The organism is Glaciecola sp. KUL10, from assembly GCF_003203515.1.
Classification (GTDB): domain Bacteria; phylum Pseudomonadota; class Gammaproteobacteria; order Enterobacterales; family Alteromonadaceae; genus Glaciecola.
This window is the reverse complement of sequence record NZ_BGNG01000009.1, coordinates 51952-69444: the sequence shown is the minus strand read 5'-3', so window position 1 is coordinate 69444 and position 17493 is coordinate 51952. Positions and strand designations below refer to the sequence as shown.

Below are 17493 nucleotides of genomic sequence, written 5' to 3'. Positions count from 1 at the left end.
TTGATTAGACTGATTTTTCAAGACTAATTAGAGTCCTTTTGCTGCTTCGTAAACTGCATCTGCAGTAATACCGAAGTGCTTGAATAACTCACCCGCAGGTGCAGATTCACCGAAAGTATCCATGCCAATGACAACACCGTCAAGGCCGACATACTTGTACCACGTGTCTTTAGCTAGTGCTTCAACGGCAACGCGCTTGGTGACATTAGACGGTAAAACAGACGCTTTATATTCAGCTGACTGACGATCAAATAAATCAGTGCAAGGCATTGATACAACGCGCGTGGCTTTGCCTTCCGCAGTAAGCTTTTCTGCAGCGTCAACAGCTAAGTGAACTTCTGAACCGGTTGCCAATAAAATTACTTCAGGAGCAGAACTTGGCTCGATAAGCACATATGCGCCCTTTTCAATATCTTTAACTTGTTGCTCTGTTCTTGCTTGCTGAGGTAAACCTTGGCGAGTAAAGATAAGTGTTGTTGGGCCATCAGTGCGCTCGATCGCTGCTTTCCAAGAAACAGCAGATTCTACTTGGTCACATGGACGCCAGTTGTCTAGATTTGGCGTTGCACGAAGCGCAACCACTTGTTCAACCGGTTGGTGAGTCGGGCCATCTTCGCCCAGACCAATTGAGTCATGTGTATATACAAATATTGCAGGTTGCTTCATGAGTGCAGCCATTCGCACTGCGTTACGAGCGTATTCCATGAACATCAAGAACGTCGCGCCGTAAGCTTTAAAACCGCCGTGTAAGCAAATACCGTTCATCATTGCAGACATACCGAACTCGCGCACACCATAGTACAAATAGTTGCCTGAAGCATCATCGGCTTCTACGCCTTTACTGCCTGACCAAATAGTTAAATTAGAGCCCGCCAAATCTGCTGAACCGCCCAATAACTCAGGTAACAAAGGACCAAAGGCGTTTAGTGCATTTTGAGAAGCCTTACGCGTCGCAACGTTGCTCGGATTAGCTTGTAGCTCAGCAATATATTTGTTTGCCTCTGTTGACCAATTAGCCGGTAATTCATTTGCTTGACGTCGGGTGAACTCTGCAGCTAGTTCTGGATATGCAGCTTGATACTCGGCAAATAAAGTATTCCACTTGGCTTCTGCTTCACTGCCTTTTGCTTTCATATCCCAACCAGCATAAACGTCATCTGGAATTTCAAATGCACCGTGTGTCCAGCCTAAAGCTTCACGAGTGAGCTTGATTTCATCTTCGCCTAGTGGCGCACCGTGGCATGACTCAGTGCCTTCTTTATTTGGTGAACCAAACCCAATCGTGGTTTTACAACAGATAAGCGTTGGCTTTGATGTTTCAGCTTTAGCTTTGTCGATTGCGGCAGCGACTTGATCAGCATCATGTCCATCGACATCTGTAATAACCTGCCAACCGTAAGCTTCAAAGCGCTTAGGTGTGTCGTCGCTGAACCAACCTTGTACTTCACCATCAATAGAAATTCCGTTGTCATCCCAAAATGCGACAAGCTTACCAAGGCCCAAAGTACCTGCTAGTGAGCACGCTTCGTGAGAAATACCTTCCATTAGACAACCGTCACCAAGGAACGCAAACGTGTTGTGATCAACTACATCAAAGTTTTCTTTGTTAAACTGAGCAGCTAATACTTTTTCGGCAATCGCCATGCCGACCGCGTTTGTGATACCTTGACCTAAAGGTCCCGTCGTCGTTTCAACACCTGGCGCGTACCCATATTCAGGGTGTCCTGGCGTTTTAGAATGCAGTTGCCTAAAGTTTTTTAATTCTTCAATCGCTAAATCGTAACCTGTTAGATGAAGTAATGAGTACAACAACATGGAGCCATGGCCATTTGATAAAACAAAGCGGTCACGGTTAGACCAATTTGGATTGTTTGGATTATGCGTCATGAAATCAGTCCAAAGCACTTGTGCAATGTCAGCCATACCCATAGGGGCACCTGGGTGACCTGACTTAGCTTGTTGAACAGCGTCCATACTTAACGCGCGAACCGCGTTGGCGAGATGACGACGTGATGACATGAATTCTCCTTAGTACGTCTAAAATAGCGACAATCAAGGCTAACAGCCTCAAAATTTGGACGCCTATTCTCTAATAGCCGCTACACTTGTTCAATGCTTAATAAGAGTTTGTTTATTGATTTTTTTGCTATAAACAAGATTATTAAATTTTCTTTATATTATTCAATAGGATAGCCATTTTAATAATAGGTATTAATGAAATTTATTAAGCAATTTTTAAACTTAGTTAAAGAAATTTGCGTAAACACGGTTAAATCATATAGACTTTTAGACGTCTAGAAGTAAAGAATGATAAAAATTCAATCTTATTTAACGCGTGCCTGCCGATAAATCTTGGTATCAGCATGCACCTTTATGAATACAGGATAATAAATGACTGCACACTTATTCACATCTGAATCAGTATCAGAGGGCCATCCAGATAAAATCGCGGATCAAATTTCAGATGCCGTTTTGGATGCCATTTTAGAAATAGACCCGAAAGCGCGTGTAGCCTGTGAAACCTTTGTCAAAACAGGCATGGTATTGGTAGGCGGCGAAATAAATACAAAAGCATGGGTAGATATTGAAGAGTTAACTCGCAAAACGGTTAAAGAAATTGGTTATACGCATTCTGATATGGGCTTTGATGCTGATTCTTGTGCAGTATTAAACGCAATAGGTAAGCAATCGGGTGATATTAACCAAGGGGTTGACCGTGCTTCTCCAGAAGAACAAGGTGCGGGTGACCAAGGTTTAATGTTTGGCTACGCAAGTGACGAAACCGATGTGTTAATGCCAGCACCTGTTACTTATGCTCATCGTTTAGTGCAACGCCAAGCAGAGATGAGAAAATCAGGTAAGCTTGATTGGTTGCGTCCTGATGCAAAAAGCCAAGTCACGTTTAAATATGAGAATAACAAACCTGTCGGCATTGATGCAGTAGTATTGTCCACGCAACACTGTGACAGTGTTTCAAACGAGATTATTCGTGAAGCAGTGATGGAAGAGATTATCAAGCCTGTACTACCACAAAAGTGGTTAGACGCAGACACTCAATTTCATATTAATCCGACTGGTCGTTTCGTTATCGGCGGACCAATGGGTGACTGCGGCTTAACGGGTAGAAAAATCATCGTGGATACATACGGCGGCATGGCACGTCATGGCGGTGGAGCATTTTCCGGTAAAGATCCGTCTAAAGTTGACCGCTCAGCAGCATATGCAGGTCGATATGTCGCTAAAAATATAGTAGCTGCTGGCCTCGCTAAACGCTGTGAAATTCAAGTTTCTTATGCGATTGGTGTTGCTGAGCCAACCTCAATCAGTATCGAAACATTTGGAACGGGTGTAATTAGCGATGAACAACTAACTCAACTCGTACGCGCTAACTTTGACTTGCGTCCATATGGTTTAATTAAGATGCTTGATTTGGAGCGTCCAATTTATAAGCAGACAGCTGCCTATGGACATTTCGGTCGCGAAAACCTGCCATGGGAAGCAACTGATAAAGCCGAACAGCTAAAAAAAGAAGCAAAAATATAAGTTAACGAAGTAAGGCTTGGGTAAAAACATCCATAGATAACGAAGCGCCTATCATGCATAATTGACAGGCGCTTTTTAGTTAAAAAGCATCTATCTTATTTGTCATTGGAAGTATTATGCTCTCAAAAATCAAGCACCTCACCTTAGGCATTTTCGCATTCATTATATTATCTGCTTGCTCCACATCTCCAACGGGACGTTCGCAGATCTTGCTATTTTCTGATAACCAATTGAGCCAAATGAGTGAGCAAACATTCAACGCCATGAAGTCAGAAATTAAGATTTCAAATAAAAGCATCGAGAATAATTATGTCATTTGCATTGCCAAGCATATCACTCAACAACTTCCAGATTCCGTCTTTTCTGGTAATTGGGAGGTGGTCGTCTTTGACGACCCACAAGCCAATGCTTTTGCAATGCCAGGTGGAAAAATTGGTGTATATACAGGCTTGTTAGAAGTAGCATCAAATCAACATCAAGTTGCAGCCGTTATTGGTCATGAAGTAGGTCACGTTATTGCACAACATGGCAATGAAAGAATGTCTCGCTCCGCCCTTATAAGTGCAGGTGCTCAAGCGACATCCGCCGCACTAGATGCATATAACGTTGAAAACAAAGCAACAATTATGCAGGCATTTGGCATCGGTGCTCAATATTTGGGTATTCTACCGTTTAGTCGAGAGCACGAAAGTGAATCAGATTTAATTGGGTTAGAATTGATGGCAAGAGCGGGATTTGATCCTCGTGAATCCGTTCAATTATGGATAAATATGTCAGCAGCAAATGAAGGTAAAGCCCCGCCTGAATGGGCAAGCACTCACCCTTCATCGGAGACACGCATCAGACAACTAAACGCCAATATGTCCAGTGCACTTTCGATATACGACGAGGTTAGTAATAAGCCGACTTGCAAATAAACGTTACAAACTGGCACCTCTTGATTTTGAAGGCGTTTGAGGCTTTCAAAAATGGGATAGCAGTATTTAAAAAACGCCCAAACCATTTGGCATTGGGCGTTTTTTATAAGATAGCTAGTGCGAGTGAAATTACTTATTCCTCGCTTTAAGTTCGTTAATGATTATGCTTCGTTTTTGTGAACGTGCACGTCCATTTGAGGGAACGGAATAGAAATACCTTCAGCATCGAAACGCAACTTCACTGCCTCTGTGAAATCAAACATCACACCCCAGTAGTCTGCCGATTTTACCCACGGACGAACAACAAAATTCACACTGCTGTCGCCAAGTTCACTGACCGCGACTTGTGGGGCAGGATCTTGAAGAATCCTGTCATCTTCCTTGAGCATGGTTTCTAACAGCGCTTTTGCTTTGCGCAAGTCATCGTCGTATCCAATACCAAAAACCATGTCTACACGACGTGTTTCTTTAGCCGAGAAATTAATGATATTACCGCCGTAAATGTTTCCGTTTGGAACAATAATTTCTTTGTTGTCAGGGGTATTCATCACAGTTGAGAAAACACCGATACTTTTCACAGTGCCAGCAACACCACCAGCATCAACATAATCTCCCGCTTTAAACGGTCTGAACACCAATAACATGACGCCAGCAGCAAAGTTTTGCAGAGAGCCTTGTAAAGATAAACCGATGGCCAAACCAGCAGCACCCAAAATCGCGACCAATGACGTCGTATCCACCCCTAACTGGTTTAAGGCAGCAACAATTACAAATAACATCAATATTGCATTTGCAATTGACTTTAAGAATTCAACCAACATATTGTCATAGTTAGCTTTGCTTAGCAGTTTACCCAATACTGAAACAAGTACTTTGACAACAATTTTACCAATGACAAAAATGATAATCGCCATTGCTAAATCAATTGCAAATGGAATGATGTAATCATTTAAGTATTTTGACGCATCATCTTGAGAGAAATCGAACATGGAACACTTCCTTTGTTTTAGGTGTTGTAGAGTAGTTAAATTATGCTTACTCCATCCACCAGTTTAATTGTTGTATAACGCGCTTCCTCAGCAAACTTTTTATCGCCTTGGGTTTGCCTGAAAAGCGAATGTAAAATAACAATTACACTCCAGAAATACTAGACTTTTTATACACAGGACGTTTTATGAACTTTTTATTAACTGCTTGCAAAATATACAATCCTGCTATATTCTTCAGTGGTTTTTTTAAGGATTAAAATACCTCTAGCAAGGAAGTTATTATGTTGTTTTCTTTGACCATCGCCGCTATCGTTTTTGGATTACTTGTTTTTTGCATGACCGAATCGAAAGGCAAGAACACTATTCACGCCAGAAAGTCTAAACCGCGCGTACCAAAACAAATTAAAACACGCATGGTCGATAATGAGCAGTCATCCAATAATGCTGCCTAGCACACTAGTACTTCATAAACACACGTAATCGACAACAACCTAAAACTAATTCTCTAGGGAACCAAAACCTCTGGTAACATAAACGCATTTAGAAAAAACAAAGCTTGTAAATATGCGTGTATCAAGATTCTATACAGCTTCTCATCTTGTTGTTGACAATGAAGTCCAGCTTGAAAGTGATGTCAGTCATTATGTGTCAAGAGTGCTTCGTTTAAAAGTTGGTGACCCTCTTGTCTTATTTAATGGCGACGGTTGTGACTATCCGGCTGAAATTCTAGAGCTATCAAAGGCGAGCGTGCTCGTCTTAATTCACTCCCAGTTAAATCTAGCCAACGAATCACCTTTGGCCATTCATCTCGCCCAAGGCATCTCAAAAGGCGACCGGATGGACTTTGCAATTCAAAAAGCGGTGGAACTTGGTGTTTCAGAAATTACCCCCGTGATCACAGAGCGTTGCGTAGTGAAGCTATCTGAAGACCGTTGGCAGAAAAAACACGAGCAATGGAAAAAAATCATTATCTCGGCATGCGAACAATCTAACCGAAATGTTATACCTTTGCTTAACCCAACAATTGACCTTTCAGCTTGGCAAAAACAAACAACCGATGATACGAAAGTAATATTATCGCCAAAGGCTAGGCAATACTTGTCACACATGCCTAGGCCAAAGAGAGGTGTTAGACTGTTAATCGGACCTGAAGGTGGCTTAAGTGAACAAGAGGTTTATACCTGTGAGCAAACGGGGTTTCTCTCGGCCAATATGGGCCCTCGAATACTTCGAACAGAAACAGCCGCACTTACATCTATTGCGATATTACAGTCATTATTTGGTGATCTATAACACTGCCGAACTTGAAATTAGTGAAAGCAAACACCACTATTAGCGTTCAAATAAGTATCAAACAAATTATTGGAGAACATGCTCTTGAAACTTGGCATCGTGATGGACCCCATTAGCAATATCAATATTAAAAAAGACACCAGTTTTGCGATGATGCTTGAGGCGCAAGCGCGTGGTCATGAAATTCACTACATTGAAATGGCCGATCTATACATTAATAATGGCCAACCAAGAGCAATGACAAAGACTGTCAAGCTAATGAACGATCCAACAAAGTGGTATGAATTTAAGAGCGAACAGGACATTATACTGTCTGACTTAGATGCTCTATTGATGCGTAAGGATCCGCCATTTGATAGTGAGTTTTTGTTTGCTACCCAAATTTTTGAACTTGCAGAACAAGCTGGAACATTAGTCGTTAATAAAGCTCAAGCACTTAGAGATTACAACGAAAAATTGTTTACATCTTGGTTTCCAGACTTGATACCCGATACTTTGGTGACCAGCAACAGTAAACTTATCAAAGAGTTCCACGCCAAGCATGGCACGATAATATGCAAGCCACTTGACGGAATGGGTGGTACATCCATTTTTAAGGTAAAAGAAGATGGCAATAATTTGGGAGTGATAATCGAAACGCTCACTGAATTAGGCACCCGTTATGCTATGTTTCAGGCATTCATGCCCGAAATTAAAGATGGCGATAAACGAATATTAATTGTCGATGGTGAAGTTATCCCTTATTGCTTGGCTAGATTGCCGGCAAAGAATGAAACCAGAGGTAACTTAGCGGCTGGGGGCACTGGCCGCCCTCAGCCTTTGAGTGAATCTGATTTTGAAATTGCCAACAAAATTGCGAAAGAAATGCCTGAAAAAGGGCTGCTTTTTGTGGGCTTAGATGTCATAGGTGATAAAGTGACAGAAATAAATATCACGAGCCCTACATGCGTACAAGAAATACAAAACGCCTATGATATCAACATATGCGCAAAGCTATTTGATGCAATCGAAAAACGAATTGCCTAGTACTCAACGAGTTTAAACCAATACTTTTTCACTTAGCAGTTATCATATTGCAGTATTAAAAGGATAAAGCGAAGACGAATGCAACAGCTAAAAACGCTTGAAAATCAATTGTTGATTGCGATGCCATCACTAACAGATAAGTATTTCTCTCGTTCGGTGACATATATTTGTGAACACAATGAAAACGGAGCAATGGGCATTGTAATTAACCAACCCTCCACAATGACTTTTAACGAGTTGATTTCACAAACTGACGAAACAGCGGTTGTGGACGATAATAAAAAGTCAACAATTGTTTTGTGCGGCGGCCCGGTGCATCCAGATAGAGGCTTTATTCTACATAGTAGTCAACCGGGTTGGAACTCAAGCGTTGAGCTTACATCAGAAATAATGGTGACAACTTCAAAGGATATACTTTCCGTCATCGGTAATGACAAAGGACCAGACAAGTCTATTGTTGCACTTGGTTACGCCGGTTGGGAAGCTGGCCAGTTAGAACAAGAAATACAAGAAAACGCTTGGTTAACGGTCCCTGCTGATCTAGACCTTTTGTTTAACACTCCAATTCATAATCGTTGGCAAGCAGCAGTTAATAGACTGGGTATTGATGTTTGGCAACTCACGCAAGACGCTGGCCATGCCTAATCAAACCATCATCGCATTTGATTATGGTCTGAAGAGTATTGGAGTGGCTGTCGGACAAAGTATCACAGGTACGGCTTCTCCTTTGGCTGCTTTAAAAGCCGTAGACGGGATTCCTCGATGGGAGTTGATCCAGCGCACAATAGAAGAGTGGCAGCCTCACGCATTACTTGTCGGATTGCCATTAAATATGGATGGAACGGAGCAGGAGATAACTCAACGGGCGAAAAAGTTTGCGAATAGACTCAATGGAAGGTTTGGCAAGCAAGTATATACTTACGACGAACGCCTTAGTACTGCAGATGCGAAACAGAGACTTTTTGAACTGGGTGGCTTTAAAAAGCTAACAAAGGAAAAAGTAGATAGTGTATCTGCATGCTTGATTTATGAGACATGGTTTACTTCACAGCTTGACTAGCTTCATCTTGATGCCTGACACATCCAACACACATTAAAACTAGGCTCATTGTTTTCGTCACAATTAACACAAATCCAGGGACTTTTATTTTCGCTCTGCATCGACTGTTGCTCTCTATTAAATTCACTAATCAGTTGCTTAGCTTTATCCTCCCACTGAACATCATGCAGCCAAACCTCTGGCTCAGAGTCCTGAGGGGGTATATCACCTATTGCGCCTTGGATAAGTTCATTTTTAACAAAACAAGGAATCCCCGCATCATCTAACATATTGAAAATACGATAGACCTCGAATCGATCATGGTGACTGAATAGACGAAGCATTAGGTCCTCTCTTTTCGAATAAAAGGCTACTTTGGATGAACGCGTTCAAATAAGGCTTCTTTGTAGTTTCGGCTGACTTTTGCCTCATCTCCAGAGCAGAGTGTCGCAACATATTCACCATTAGAATTTGGCGTCAGTCTAACAATCTTACTTATATTTAAGATAACAGAACGGCTTACTCTGGCAAAGATATTAGGGTTTAACTCTTGCTCAAACTGACTAAGGGTTTTTCTAATAATCTGGGTGCCTTCTCTTGTATGTACGCACATATAGTCACCCGCTGCTTCAATCCAAAACAAACTATCACTCTCAATCCTAATAATATCACTGCCACTTTTAAGTGTTATTTGTTGGGCTAAGTCATTGACGCCATGATAGTCAAAATCTTCTAAACGACGAATGAAGCCGCTTACCGATCCCCCCGTCTTCTGTGTGATTAAGCTGTCTAATTGTTGATGTAAAGCAAGCGTTTTTTCTTCTTGTAGTTCGTGTTTTAAGTTAGCAAGGCAGCTCGTCACTCTTTCATCTGAGATTGGTTTTAGTAAATAATCAAATGCTTTAAATTCAAATGCATCTAGTGCAAATTCTTTGAATGCCGTGACAAAAACTATTTTAGGCAGTTTTGTTTGCGTGCTCACTGAGCGCTCGTGTAAAGCCTTAGCAAGCTCAATTCCATTCATTCTTGGCATTTCAATATCAACAAATATCACATCGGGTTGATGAACGCTCACCTCTTCAAGGGCATCTTCTCCATCACCACATTGCGCAATCAATTCGAACTCATCAAATTCGTTAAGTCGCAATGCTAACCCTTGGCGTGCGAGAGGTTCATCATCAACAATAATGACTGAAATTTGTTGCATCAATTAGCCTCAGTTGGTATTTCTATCATCACGCAAAGTCCATTGAGTTCGTTACGCCGCATTGTAAATTTATGAACGTTGGGATACAGCACCCGCAAGCGCTCTTTTATATTGCGTATCCCCACTCCATTTCTATCTTCCTGTAAAACCAATTTATTATCGACAAGTATTTCACTTGCGTCAGGTCCATTATCGGCAACAGATAGACAAAGGCGATTGCCGACAACCCGCGCACTAATTTGTATCTCACCGTCTTTCACCATTTTAGCGATTGCATATTTGATACTATTTTCGACCAAAGGTTGCAATAGAAGACTGGGGACTAATAAGTTTTCAGCCTCTGGTGTCACGTCAAAGTGAACAGAAAGGCGATCATCAAACCGGGTTTTCTCAATTTCTAAATACAACATCAAGGCTTTTAATTCATCGTAAAGTGCCACTTTCTTTTCAGGATCGTTATCCAATGAGAACCTCAAAAAAGTGGATAGTCTAACCAACATACCATTTGCTTTTTCTTTATTCCCTGTCAGCACTAATGTTGATATTGCATTTAATGTATTGAAGAGAAAGTGAGGATTAATTTGATACCTCAGCATCTTTATTTGCGCGCTATGGGATAGTCTAACAGCCGCCAAATGCAACTCCTTTTCAGCTTGAAGTCGATAATAGTAGTTGATACTAAAATAAAGCGTACTCCATGCCAGAATCATCGCTAAGCTATAGACTATCGAATTGAAATGGTACAAGAAGGGGACGCCCCCCTCGACCGCTTCACTCATGGGTACTTTACCTTCGATATAATGCATAAAAAACCACATACTCATGTTTTTAGTCGGTGTCCAAATTAATGACACGATGACACAACCTGCGATGATAACACTTAGCAACTTACCCATTGAAAGCTGCCAACTGCGTTGATACACATAGCGAAGTGGAACTGTCAGTACAAACGCTAACGAAGCACTTACAAATAAAGGCAATGCAATCAAAAAACTAGAGCCTGAGCTCCCTTTCGCGGTAATAATGGTGTTCTCTATTACGAACAAAAACCAATAAACCGTCCAGCCTATCAAGTGAAGCAACCAAAATGAGGGTTTTCTTAAGTCCTTAACGGGCTCAATTTGTTCATTATCGTGCAATATATTGTTAGTTGTCATACTACTTTTCTAACCTTTTATTTAGTGCTCATCTAAACCCAAACATTCAAACAACTTAGTTTTATGCGAGGTACTTATTTTCACCTCGTCGCCGTTAGACAGGTGCAACAAACTTAGCCTGCCTAATTCACTCGAAAGGGAATCAATACTCTCGAGATTGACCATGGCGCTTCGATGTACCCTTACAAACTTTTGTTGATCGAGCTTCATTTCTAGCTTACTCAAGGTCTCTCTATGTAGTAGCATTTTATCTTTAAAATGCAGCTCAACATAATTTGCTGCACCTTTTATCCAAATAAGATCTTTCACGTCCACAAATTGAACGGAGCCAATGGACTTCACAGCTAGTATCGATTTTTTATGCAATTGTGGAGCTGTCACAGTTTTAACCAACTGAGACTCTAATTTCATTAGTACTTGGGCAAAGCGCTCTTGAGAAAAAGGTTTGAGTAAATAATCGGTAGCATTTAATTCAAACGCAGTGATAGCGTGCTCAGAATAGGCTGTTGAAAATACAAATTGAGTATCAACGCGATTGTGCAGTCGATTCACTAACTCAATACCGGAGCCTCCAATAATGTTGATATCGACAAAGCATGCATCAGGTCTTAATGTTTCAACTAATTCCAACGCTTCGTTGAATTCACTCGCTTGACCAATCACTTCCCATTCAGGATACATTTTAAGCAGCTCAAATAGCTTTGTTCGTGCTAATTTTTCATCATCAATAATGATACAGGTAAATGAAGGCATGGCCGATGTTCTCTTTTTCGCTAGTTCAGAGTAGTTAAGTTATGCGCTTGCGCAAAAAAATTGAAACTATTTGCGATGAAATACGGCTGGCTGCGATAAACGTCGTAGGCGTGAAATAGGCAGTTTCACAGTTGGCCAGTGCCTACCCCCCTTCCTTTCATGTAATTCGCTAATTGTCTGGAATTGTTCGTGTCAGCTACTATTAATGCTTCAAATACGCCTTGTTGATCTATTGACTTTTTATGTTGGCCCAGCTTTTCAATCAATTGAGCCTCCTCAATGATGATTTGAAATCCACACACGGCTTTCAAAAGCTTCTGGATATAAGCATCATCACTTAATGTTTGGTCACCTAAAATTTCTGGCTCATATTTGCTTATTAATGCGTTAATGATGGCTAATGTATCGCTGCTATTTAGCGCCTCATATCGGCCAATAAAATGCAATGCAGCATAATTCCACGTCGATACCGCAGGTCTACTGGTATACCAAGTCGGTGAAATATATGAATGAGGTCCGTTAAAAACCACCTTAACTCGTTCACCGTTGGGTAATTTGGCCTGCCCATTGCTCCTTGCCATATGTCCAGTAATCACGCCGTTTTGATACAGAAGAGGTAAATGAGTACTTTGTAAATCTTGAGAAAACAAAGTACCAAAACCAAATCTATCGATAAACTCTGTAATTAGGAGGGGATCTATTTCATTATTTTTCATCAATAACCTTACTCAGAATCATTTACTGGAATAAAAACTGTACCTACATCGCTGTGCTCTTGCAAAGTTAAGCGGTATACTTCGTTAAGTACACTCAATATTGTTATATCAAGGATGACCCCATAGTGAATCAAATTAAAAAAGCGATCTTCGCGGTTATTTTAATTCTTTGTGCAAGCAGCTTTTCGTCGGCAAAAGACCTAATTGATCTCAACGAATTTCCTAAATGGTTTCAACAAGCTGCGCAGCGAGAACTTGTGTTAGAGACTAGTTCCTCTATCAGTATTCCTAAGTTCAAAGTTGATAGTGAAGTCATCGGTGAATTTAGTTTGATCAGCGAGAGCGATGGTGTCTGGTACTACAATGTAAATATCGGCACAGATAGTCCCATTGAGTGCTATGTGTTTGAAGAATTTGACGGCACGTCAAACTCATTAAAGAATGTCATCGAAGCAAGTATACAAGGTGCGGCTAAACTCAATAAAAAGCCCTTCGCTAGTAAATACAATTATGCACTCAATGTGGGCGTTATTGGAGATACTCCCTATTTATCATTGGATACATTTTACAGTTTAGGCGAAGGTGAACTGCTTGTTTCTGGCGTTCTAAAAGCTTATTCATCCCAAACACAAAATAGTTTACAAATTTGCGTCCATAATGAAATTGGCTACCACAAGACGTTCTTCAATGTATTTGAATCATTTATCAACGCCTTTGTCGAATCCGAATCCACTGAGAGTTTTTTTGAAGTGGTATATAAAATGACACTGAATGACCTCCCCATTGGATATGGATTAGAAAAGCACAGTCTTGACGTTGATGGCGATGTCTATTCGTACATTGAATCATCAATGATGATTCCAGTTGATGCAAGTAATGTGTCGGTAACTGATTCGGTAGAAACAGAATGGAGCTCTCCAACAGGATCAATTATCAATGCTGACCAGTATGTGTTAGAAAACGGTCAGTACACCTCTCAACTTGCATTAAAACCAGTAGAAGGTAAGTGGAAGGTAACCGGACAGTTGCAAGGGAAAACAATCGATGTATTTTTAGCTTATGAAGACTGGCTTCTATCTGCGTTTGGCGCATACCTAGCCAGTGCACATTTACTCAATTCAGAAGCCCCCTCACTTGACTATAATGCCTGGGTGACTGAAGCTGATCCTACAGCTGCATTACCCTTAAAAATTAGCAAAACCTTACCTGATACGCCTAACAACTTATTGATGCAGATGGGGCCGATTAACGTGGATTATGTCTCTAGTGCACTGGGCGTATTTGACCAAGGTACGATTCGACAGGGCCCCGTGCAGATCAATATTTCAAAGATATATCAACGCGGTGAGCCTAAACTTTAATGAACAAGTTTATCTTATTCTTTTTGTTAGCCTTTAGTGCAAATACTCAAGCTCAGAGTGAGTCTCTGCTCTCAAGTATTCCAATATATTCTTCCAAGCCGAGCTTAGATGACTTAACAGACAATATAAGCTTTGATTTGCATGTGGATGACGCGATATCACTCAAGGGTACCCTTAGTCAATGGGACAATATTCAATCTGAGGTATTGTCCGATACACTTTTGAAAGTCAGCTTGAATGGACAAGCTCATTTTAATCAAATCCATGGTCAACAAACACTAAAAGATAGCTTTGTCATCGACTTTAAAGAGCCCAGTACCCAAGTTTTCATTCAGGGCTTCAATAATGTTCAAGATACTGAGTTAAAAGACATTGAAATAGAAAGTTTGGCTAATTATGTAAGTGAATACATTACAGAGCCTACTTACATTCATAGTTTCAATATCGCATCAAGAGTGGCGTCACAGCGCAGCGGTGATTGCACTGAATACGCTGCGCTAACGACTGCTCTAACAAGAGCCCTTGGCATTCCCGCTCGCTACGTGGTTGGTTTTGTAATATACGCCAAAGATAATAAACTAGCAGCCTTTGGACACGCGTGGACCGAAGTATTGCATCAGCAGAAATGGCAAATCTTGGACGCGGCATTATTTGGCAATGACTTTGAACAACTTTACTATATTCCCACGTCAGCTCTCGAAAACGAAGGCCCTGGTTACACTCTCTCGCTAGCCAGTGCTATATTCTCTTTCCCCTCACGGATTGACAATTTACAAAACGCAATAGAGCAGTGAAGCGCACTCGTTCGGCGCTACTCTCATTGTAGGCTAAACAATTGTTAAACAATGGCTTGCGCGAAGCTGAGCCGTCAACCTTCGTTATTATTGAGATGAACATAGCCGCTATCAACCAAACTATTGCACATTGCTAATCCATAAATACTATCAACTCAATCTGTTTTAATCATTTTAATCAAATGTAATTATTAACTAAGCTTCATATTGAAACGTCAACTTTAATGGAGCGACAAAATGAAAAACCAAAGCATCAACCAAATTATTATTGAATTAGGCCAGCGATTAAAACTAATAAAAGAGGATGAACACATTAAGGTGTGTAATTTTGCGAATAATTACTACGGTGATCAGAAATGCTGCGAGATCAGTCAAGTCAGATTGTCAAAGCGATAGGCTTTGACAATCTGTAAACAGTTTCAATAAAACGAACTCAATCCATGTCAATTGATACACCGGATAGCGACCCCAAATTAGTGCCCGAATTACTATCTAGTTTAATCATCAATCGTAAGTCATTCGGAGAGTCAGCATTATGCATGGCCTGTTCTTCAGTAATTCGACCTGATTTGAAAAGCTCATAGAGCGCCATATCAAAGGTTTGCATCCCGCTTTCTTTGCCTTTAACCATGGCCTCTTTTAAGCTGCCGATTTCGTTACGTTGGATTAAATCAGCGACTAAGGGTGAGTTCAATAGGATTTCGATTGCCGCTACTCGGCCGTTTCCATCAACTGTTGGCACTAATTGTTGTGCAACAATGGCTCTGATGTTTTGGCTAAGATCAAAACGCAATTTACTGTGTAATTCTTTTGGCGCAAGATGCATAATGCGCTCAATTGCCTGATTGGCATTATTGGCGTGCAGTGTTGCAACGCATAAATGGCCTGTGTCGGCAAAAGACATTGCATATTCCATAGTTTCCATCGACCTAATTTCACCAATTAAAATAACGTCAGGCGCTTGTCTTAATGAGCTTTTTAGTGCGTCATCAAAAGATAAAGTATCGATGCCGACTTCTCTTTGAGTAACCACACAATTTCGGTGTTCGTGTACGAATTCGATTGGGTCTTCAATGGTTAAAATATGGCCATGAGAATTTTCATTACGATGCCCTATCAACGCCGCAAGCGAAGTTGATTTACCTGTTCCAGTACCGCCCACAAAAAGTACCAAGCCTTTTTTTGCCATGATGATGTCTTTGAGCACGCTGGGTAAGCCTAAATCACCCACTTGAGGGATCTCGGTCACGATGCGCCTGACCACCATCCCCGCTTGATCACGCTGCCAAAAAGCACTGCAACGAAAACGGCCAATACCATCTCGTGCAATCGCAAAGTTACACTCTTTATCTTCTGCAAAGCTGGTTTGCTGTTTGTCGGTCATTGCTTGATGAACCAGATCCAGTGCATCCTCTTCATTTAAAGGCATAGAGGTTAAAGGTGTTAGTTGGCCATTGATTTTGGCACTCACTGGCATGCCCACTGTCACGAATAAATCGGAAGCTTGATGCGCAACCATGTCTTCTAGGCACTGCTCTAAATTCATCATTTCTGTATTCTCTCTTTATCGCTTCTCTTTTTATCATCTTTCTATATCAGTCGTAATTAATTTTAAAATGCTTAAAAGCCTGAACTGGTTTGTTGTTTATCCACTGATTTAGCATTGGCATCTTGTTGAGTAATCACGCCCATTGCGACAAGCTTTTGTAAACACTGATCCATCGTTTGCATACCGTGTGCTTGTCCTGTTTGGATGACTGAGTACATTTGCGGTACTTTGTCTTCGCGTATTAGATTTCGAATAGCAGGAATACCGACCATGATCTCATGCGCCGCCACGCGACCACCGCCCACTTTTTTCAGTAAGGTCTGTGAAATAACCGCGCGCAAAGACTCTGACAACATTGATCGCACCATTGATTTTTCTTCTGCTGGGAAGACATCAATTATTCTATCGATGGTTTTGGGTGCAGAGTTTGTGTGCAAAGTACCAAATACCAAGTGCCCTGTTTCGGCAGCAGAGATAGCTAAGCGGATGGTCTCTAAATCACGTAATTCACCCACTAAGATAACATCTGGGTCTTCGCGTAATGCTGAGCGTAATGCATTGTTAAAGCTGTGCGTATCACGATGAACTTCGCGCTGATTCATTACACTAAGCTTGTTATCATGCACAAATTCAATAGGGTCTTCGATCGTTAAGATATGCTCACGCTTGTGCGTATTAATATGATCAACCATGGCCGCAAGTGTTGTACTTTTACCAGAACCGGTCGCGCCGGTGACCAATACAATGCCAGTGGGTTGATTGATGATTTCTTTAAAAATATCGGGAGCGCCTAGTTGGTCGAGCGTAAGTACATCGCTAGGAATCGTTCTTAACACGGCAGCTGCACCGCGGTTTTGCATAAATGCATTGACACGGAAACGAGATAAATCCTTTACTTCAAACGAAAAATCAACTTCTAAGTTTTCTTCATATTCCTTGCGTTGCATATCATTCATAATGTCATATATGAGGCCATGCACTTGTTTGTGATCAAGTGGGTCAACGTTTAGTCGACGCATTTCACCATCAACTCGAATAATAGGCGGAAGACCTGCGCTTAAATGCAAATCTGACGCTTTGTTGCTAACACTGAAGGCCAAAAGTTCGTTAATATCCATGCTATCTACCTTAAGTTGATATTTATTGATC

Annotated in this window: 18 protein-coding genes; 9 read left to right on the top strand and 9 right to left on the bottom strand. The window is 41.1% G+C overall.

Going from position 1 to position 17493, the window contains the following annotated elements:
* Window positions 1-27: 27 nt before the first annotated feature.
* Window positions 28-2019, bottom strand: coding sequence for a transketolase (gene tkt, locus KUL10_RS14505; RefSeq protein WP_110429669.1), 1992 nt, complete (start codon window positions 2017-2019; stop codon window positions 28-30).
* A gap of 372 nt (window positions 2020-2391) precedes the next feature.
* Here tkt and metK point away from each other — a divergent pair, with 372 nt between their 5' ends.
* Window positions 2392-3543: a methionine adenosyltransferase gene (gene metK / locus KUL10_RS14500; protein WP_110429668.1), complete on the top strand. Its 1152-nt coding sequence runs from the start codon at window positions 2392-2394 to the stop codon at window positions 3541-3543.
* Window positions 3544-3659: 116 nt separating this feature from the next.
* Window positions 3660-4460: a M48 family metallopeptidase gene (locus tag KUL10_RS14495; RefSeq protein ID WP_110429667.1), complete on the top strand. Its 801-nt coding sequence runs from the start codon at window positions 3660-3662 to the stop codon at window positions 4458-4460.
* A gap of 161 nt (window positions 4461-4621) precedes the next feature.
* On the opposite strand, the gene KUL10_RS14490 is transcribed toward KUL10_RS14495, so the two are convergent.
* Complete coding sequence (locus tag KUL10_RS14490) at window positions 4622-5449, bottom strand: mechanosensitive ion channel family protein (protein ID WP_110429666.1); 828 nt, start codon at window positions 5447-5449, stop codon at window positions 4622-4624.
* Between the two features lie 281 nt (window positions 5450-5730).
* On the opposite strand from KUL10_RS14490, the gene KUL10_RS18670 reads away from it, so the two are divergent.
* The 5 genes from KUL10_RS18670 to ruvX all read left to right on the top strand — a co-directional run bounded on the left by KUL10_RS18670 (window position 5731) and on the right by ruvX (window position 8828).
* A complete protein-coding gene (locus tag KUL10_RS18670; RefSeq protein ID WP_158525400.1) occupies window positions 5731-5901 on the top strand; it encodes a hypothetical protein in 171 nt (56 codons plus the stop codon).
* A 112-nt stretch (window positions 5902-6013) separates the two neighbouring features.
* Entirely contained in the window at window positions 6014-6742 is a 729-nt protein-coding gene (locus KUL10_RS14485; protein WP_110429665.1) for a 16S rRNA (uracil(1498)-N(3))-methyltransferase, read from the top strand.
* A 78-nt stretch (window positions 6743-6820) separates the two neighbouring features.
* Window positions 6821-7768, top strand: coding sequence for a glutathione synthase (gene gshB / locus KUL10_RS14480; protein ID WP_110429664.1), 948 nt, complete (start codon window positions 6821-6823; stop codon window positions 7766-7768).
* A 78-nt stretch (window positions 7769-7846) separates the two neighbouring features.
* A complete protein-coding gene (locus KUL10_RS14475; RefSeq protein ID WP_110429663.1) occupies window positions 7847-8413 on the top strand; it encodes a YqgE/AlgH family protein in 567 nt (188 codons plus the stop codon).
* Window positions 8406-8828, top strand: coding sequence for a Holliday junction resolvase RuvX (ruvX, locus tag KUL10_RS14470; protein WP_110429662.1), 423 nt, complete (start codon window positions 8406-8408; stop codon window positions 8826-8828). The genes KUL10_RS14475 and ruvX overlap by 8 nt, the downstream gene beginning before the upstream one ends.
* Window positions 8829-8830: 2 nt before the next feature.
* Here the strand turns inward: ruvX and KUL10_RS14465 are convergent, their stop codons facing one another.
* The 5 genes from KUL10_RS14465 to KUL10_RS14445 form a co-directional block, all read right to left on the bottom strand.
* Window positions 8831-9151 carry a DUF2007 domain-containing protein gene (locus KUL10_RS14465; protein WP_110429661.1) on the bottom strand — a complete coding sequence of 107 codons (321 nt, stop codon included), beginning with the start codon at window positions 9149-9151 and terminating at the stop codon, window positions 8831-8833.
* 26 nt (window positions 9152-9177) lie between these two features.
* A complete protein-coding gene (locus tag KUL10_RS14460) occupies window positions 9178-10014 on the bottom strand; it encodes a LytTR family DNA-binding domain-containing protein (protein ID WP_110429660.1) in 837 nt (278 codons plus the stop codon).
* The gene (locus tag KUL10_RS14455; protein WP_110429659.1) at window positions 10014-11171 is read right to left on the bottom strand and encodes a sensor histidine kinase; all 1158 of its coding nucleotides are present in this window, start codon (window positions 11169-11171) and stop codon (window positions 10014-10016) included. Before KUL10_RS14455 ends, KUL10_RS14460 begins: the two co-directional genes overlap by 1 nt.
* A gap of 21 nt (window positions 11172-11192) precedes the next feature.
* Entirely contained in the window at window positions 11193-11924 is a 732-nt protein-coding gene (locus KUL10_RS14450) for a LytTR family DNA-binding domain-containing protein (RefSeq protein ID WP_110429658.1), read from the bottom strand.
* A 125-nt stretch (window positions 11925-12049) separates the two neighbouring features.
* Window positions 12050-12640: an FMN-binding negative transcriptional regulator gene (locus KUL10_RS14445; RefSeq protein WP_110429657.1), complete on the bottom strand. Its 591-nt coding sequence runs from the start codon at window positions 12638-12640 to the stop codon at window positions 12050-12052.
* A gap of 125 nt (window positions 12641-12765) precedes the next feature.
* Here KUL10_RS14445 and KUL10_RS14440 point away from each other — a divergent pair, with 125 nt between their 5' ends.
* Both KUL10_RS14440 and KUL10_RS14435 read left to right on the top strand, forming a co-directional pair.
* Window positions 12766-14001: a hypothetical protein gene (locus tag KUL10_RS14440; RefSeq protein ID WP_110429656.1), complete on the top strand. Its 1236-nt coding sequence runs from the start codon at window positions 12766-12768 to the stop codon at window positions 13999-14001.
* Window positions 14001-14795 (top strand): transglutaminase-like domain-containing protein, encoded by a 795-nt coding sequence (locus KUL10_RS14435; RefSeq protein ID WP_110429655.1) that lies wholly within the window; start codon window positions 14001-14003, stop codon window positions 14793-14795. The genes KUL10_RS14440 and KUL10_RS14435 overlap by 1 nt, the downstream gene beginning before the upstream one ends.
* A 433-nt stretch (window positions 14796-15228) precedes the next feature.
* On the opposite strand, the gene KUL10_RS14430 is transcribed toward KUL10_RS14435, so the two are convergent.
* Window positions 15229-16341, bottom strand: a complete 1113-nt coding sequence (locus KUL10_RS14430; protein WP_110429752.1) for a PilT/PilU family type 4a pilus ATPase — start codon at window positions 16339-16341, stop codon at window positions 15229-15231.
* 74 nt (window positions 16342-16415) lie between these two features.
* Entirely contained in the window at window positions 16416-17462 is a 1047-nt protein-coding gene (locus tag KUL10_RS14425) for a type IV pilus twitching motility protein PilT (RefSeq protein ID WP_110429654.1), read from the bottom strand.
* Between the last annotated feature and the right edge of the window lie 31 nt (window positions 17463-17493).

What these genes read in the sequence shown, in the direction of transcription:
- metK (WP_110429668.1), top strand. Translation starts at nt 2,392, where the DNA reads ATGACTGCACACTTATTCACATCTGAATCAGTATCAGAGGGCCATCCA.
- KUL10_RS14490 (WP_110429666.1), bottom strand. Translation starts at nt 5,449, where the DNA reads ATGTTCGATTTCTCTCAAGATGATGCGTCAAAATACTTAAATGATTAC.
- KUL10_RS14460 (WP_110429660.1), bottom strand. Translation starts at nt 10,014, where the DNA reads ATGCAACAAATTTCAGTCATTATTGTTGATGATGAACCTCTCGCACGC.
- tkt (WP_110429669.1), bottom strand. Translation starts at nt 2,019, where the DNA reads ATGTCATCACGTCGTCATCTCGCCAACGCGGTTCGCGCGTTAAGTATG.
- KUL10_RS14425 (WP_110429654.1), bottom strand. Translation starts at nt 17,462, where the DNA reads ATGGATATTAACGAACTTTTGGCCTTCAGTGTTAGCAACAAAGCGTCA.
- KUL10_RS14485 (WP_110429665.1), top strand. Translation starts at nt 6,014, where the DNA reads ATGCGTGTATCAAGATTCTATACAGCTTCTCATCTTGTTGTTGACAAT.
- KUL10_RS14450 (WP_110429658.1), bottom strand. Translation starts at nt 11,924, where the DNA reads ATGCCTTCATTTACCTGTATCATTATTGATGATGAAAAATTAGCACGA.
- KUL10_RS14445 (WP_110429657.1), bottom strand. Translation starts at nt 12,640, where the DNA reads ATGAAAAATAATGAAATAGATCCCCTCCTAATTACAGAGTTTATCGAT.
- KUL10_RS14495 (WP_110429667.1), top strand. Translation starts at nt 3,660, where the DNA reads ATGCTCTCAAAAATCAAGCACCTCACCTTAGGCATTTTCGCATTCATT.
- KUL10_RS14430 (WP_110429752.1), bottom strand. Translation starts at nt 16,341, where the DNA reads ATGAATTTAGAGCAGTGCCTAGAAGACATGGTTGCGCATCAAGCTTCC.
- KUL10_RS14435 (WP_110429655.1), top strand. Translation starts at nt 14,001, where the DNA reads ATGAACAAGTTTATCTTATTCTTTTTGTTAGCCTTTAGTGCAAATACT.
- KUL10_RS14455 (WP_110429659.1), bottom strand. Translation starts at nt 11,171, where the DNA reads ATGACAACTAACAATATATTGCACGATAATGAACAAATTGAGCCCGTT.
- gshB (WP_110429664.1), top strand. Translation starts at nt 6,821, where the DNA reads ATGCTCTTGAAACTTGGCATCGTGATGGACCCCATTAGCAATATCAAT.
- KUL10_RS18670 (WP_158525400.1), top strand. Translation starts at nt 5,731, where the DNA reads ATGTTGTTTTCTTTGACCATCGCCGCTATCGTTTTTGGATTACTTGTT.
- ruvX (WP_110429662.1), top strand. Translation starts at nt 8,406, where the DNA reads ATGCCTAATCAAACCATCATCGCATTTGATTATGGTCTGAAGAGTATT.
- KUL10_RS14475 (WP_110429663.1), top strand. Translation starts at nt 7,847, where the DNA reads ATGCAACAGCTAAAAACGCTTGAAAATCAATTGTTGATTGCGATGCCA.
- KUL10_RS14465 (WP_110429661.1), bottom strand. Translation starts at nt 9,151, where the DNA reads ATGCTTCGTCTATTCAGTCACCATGATCGATTCGAGGTCTATCGTATT.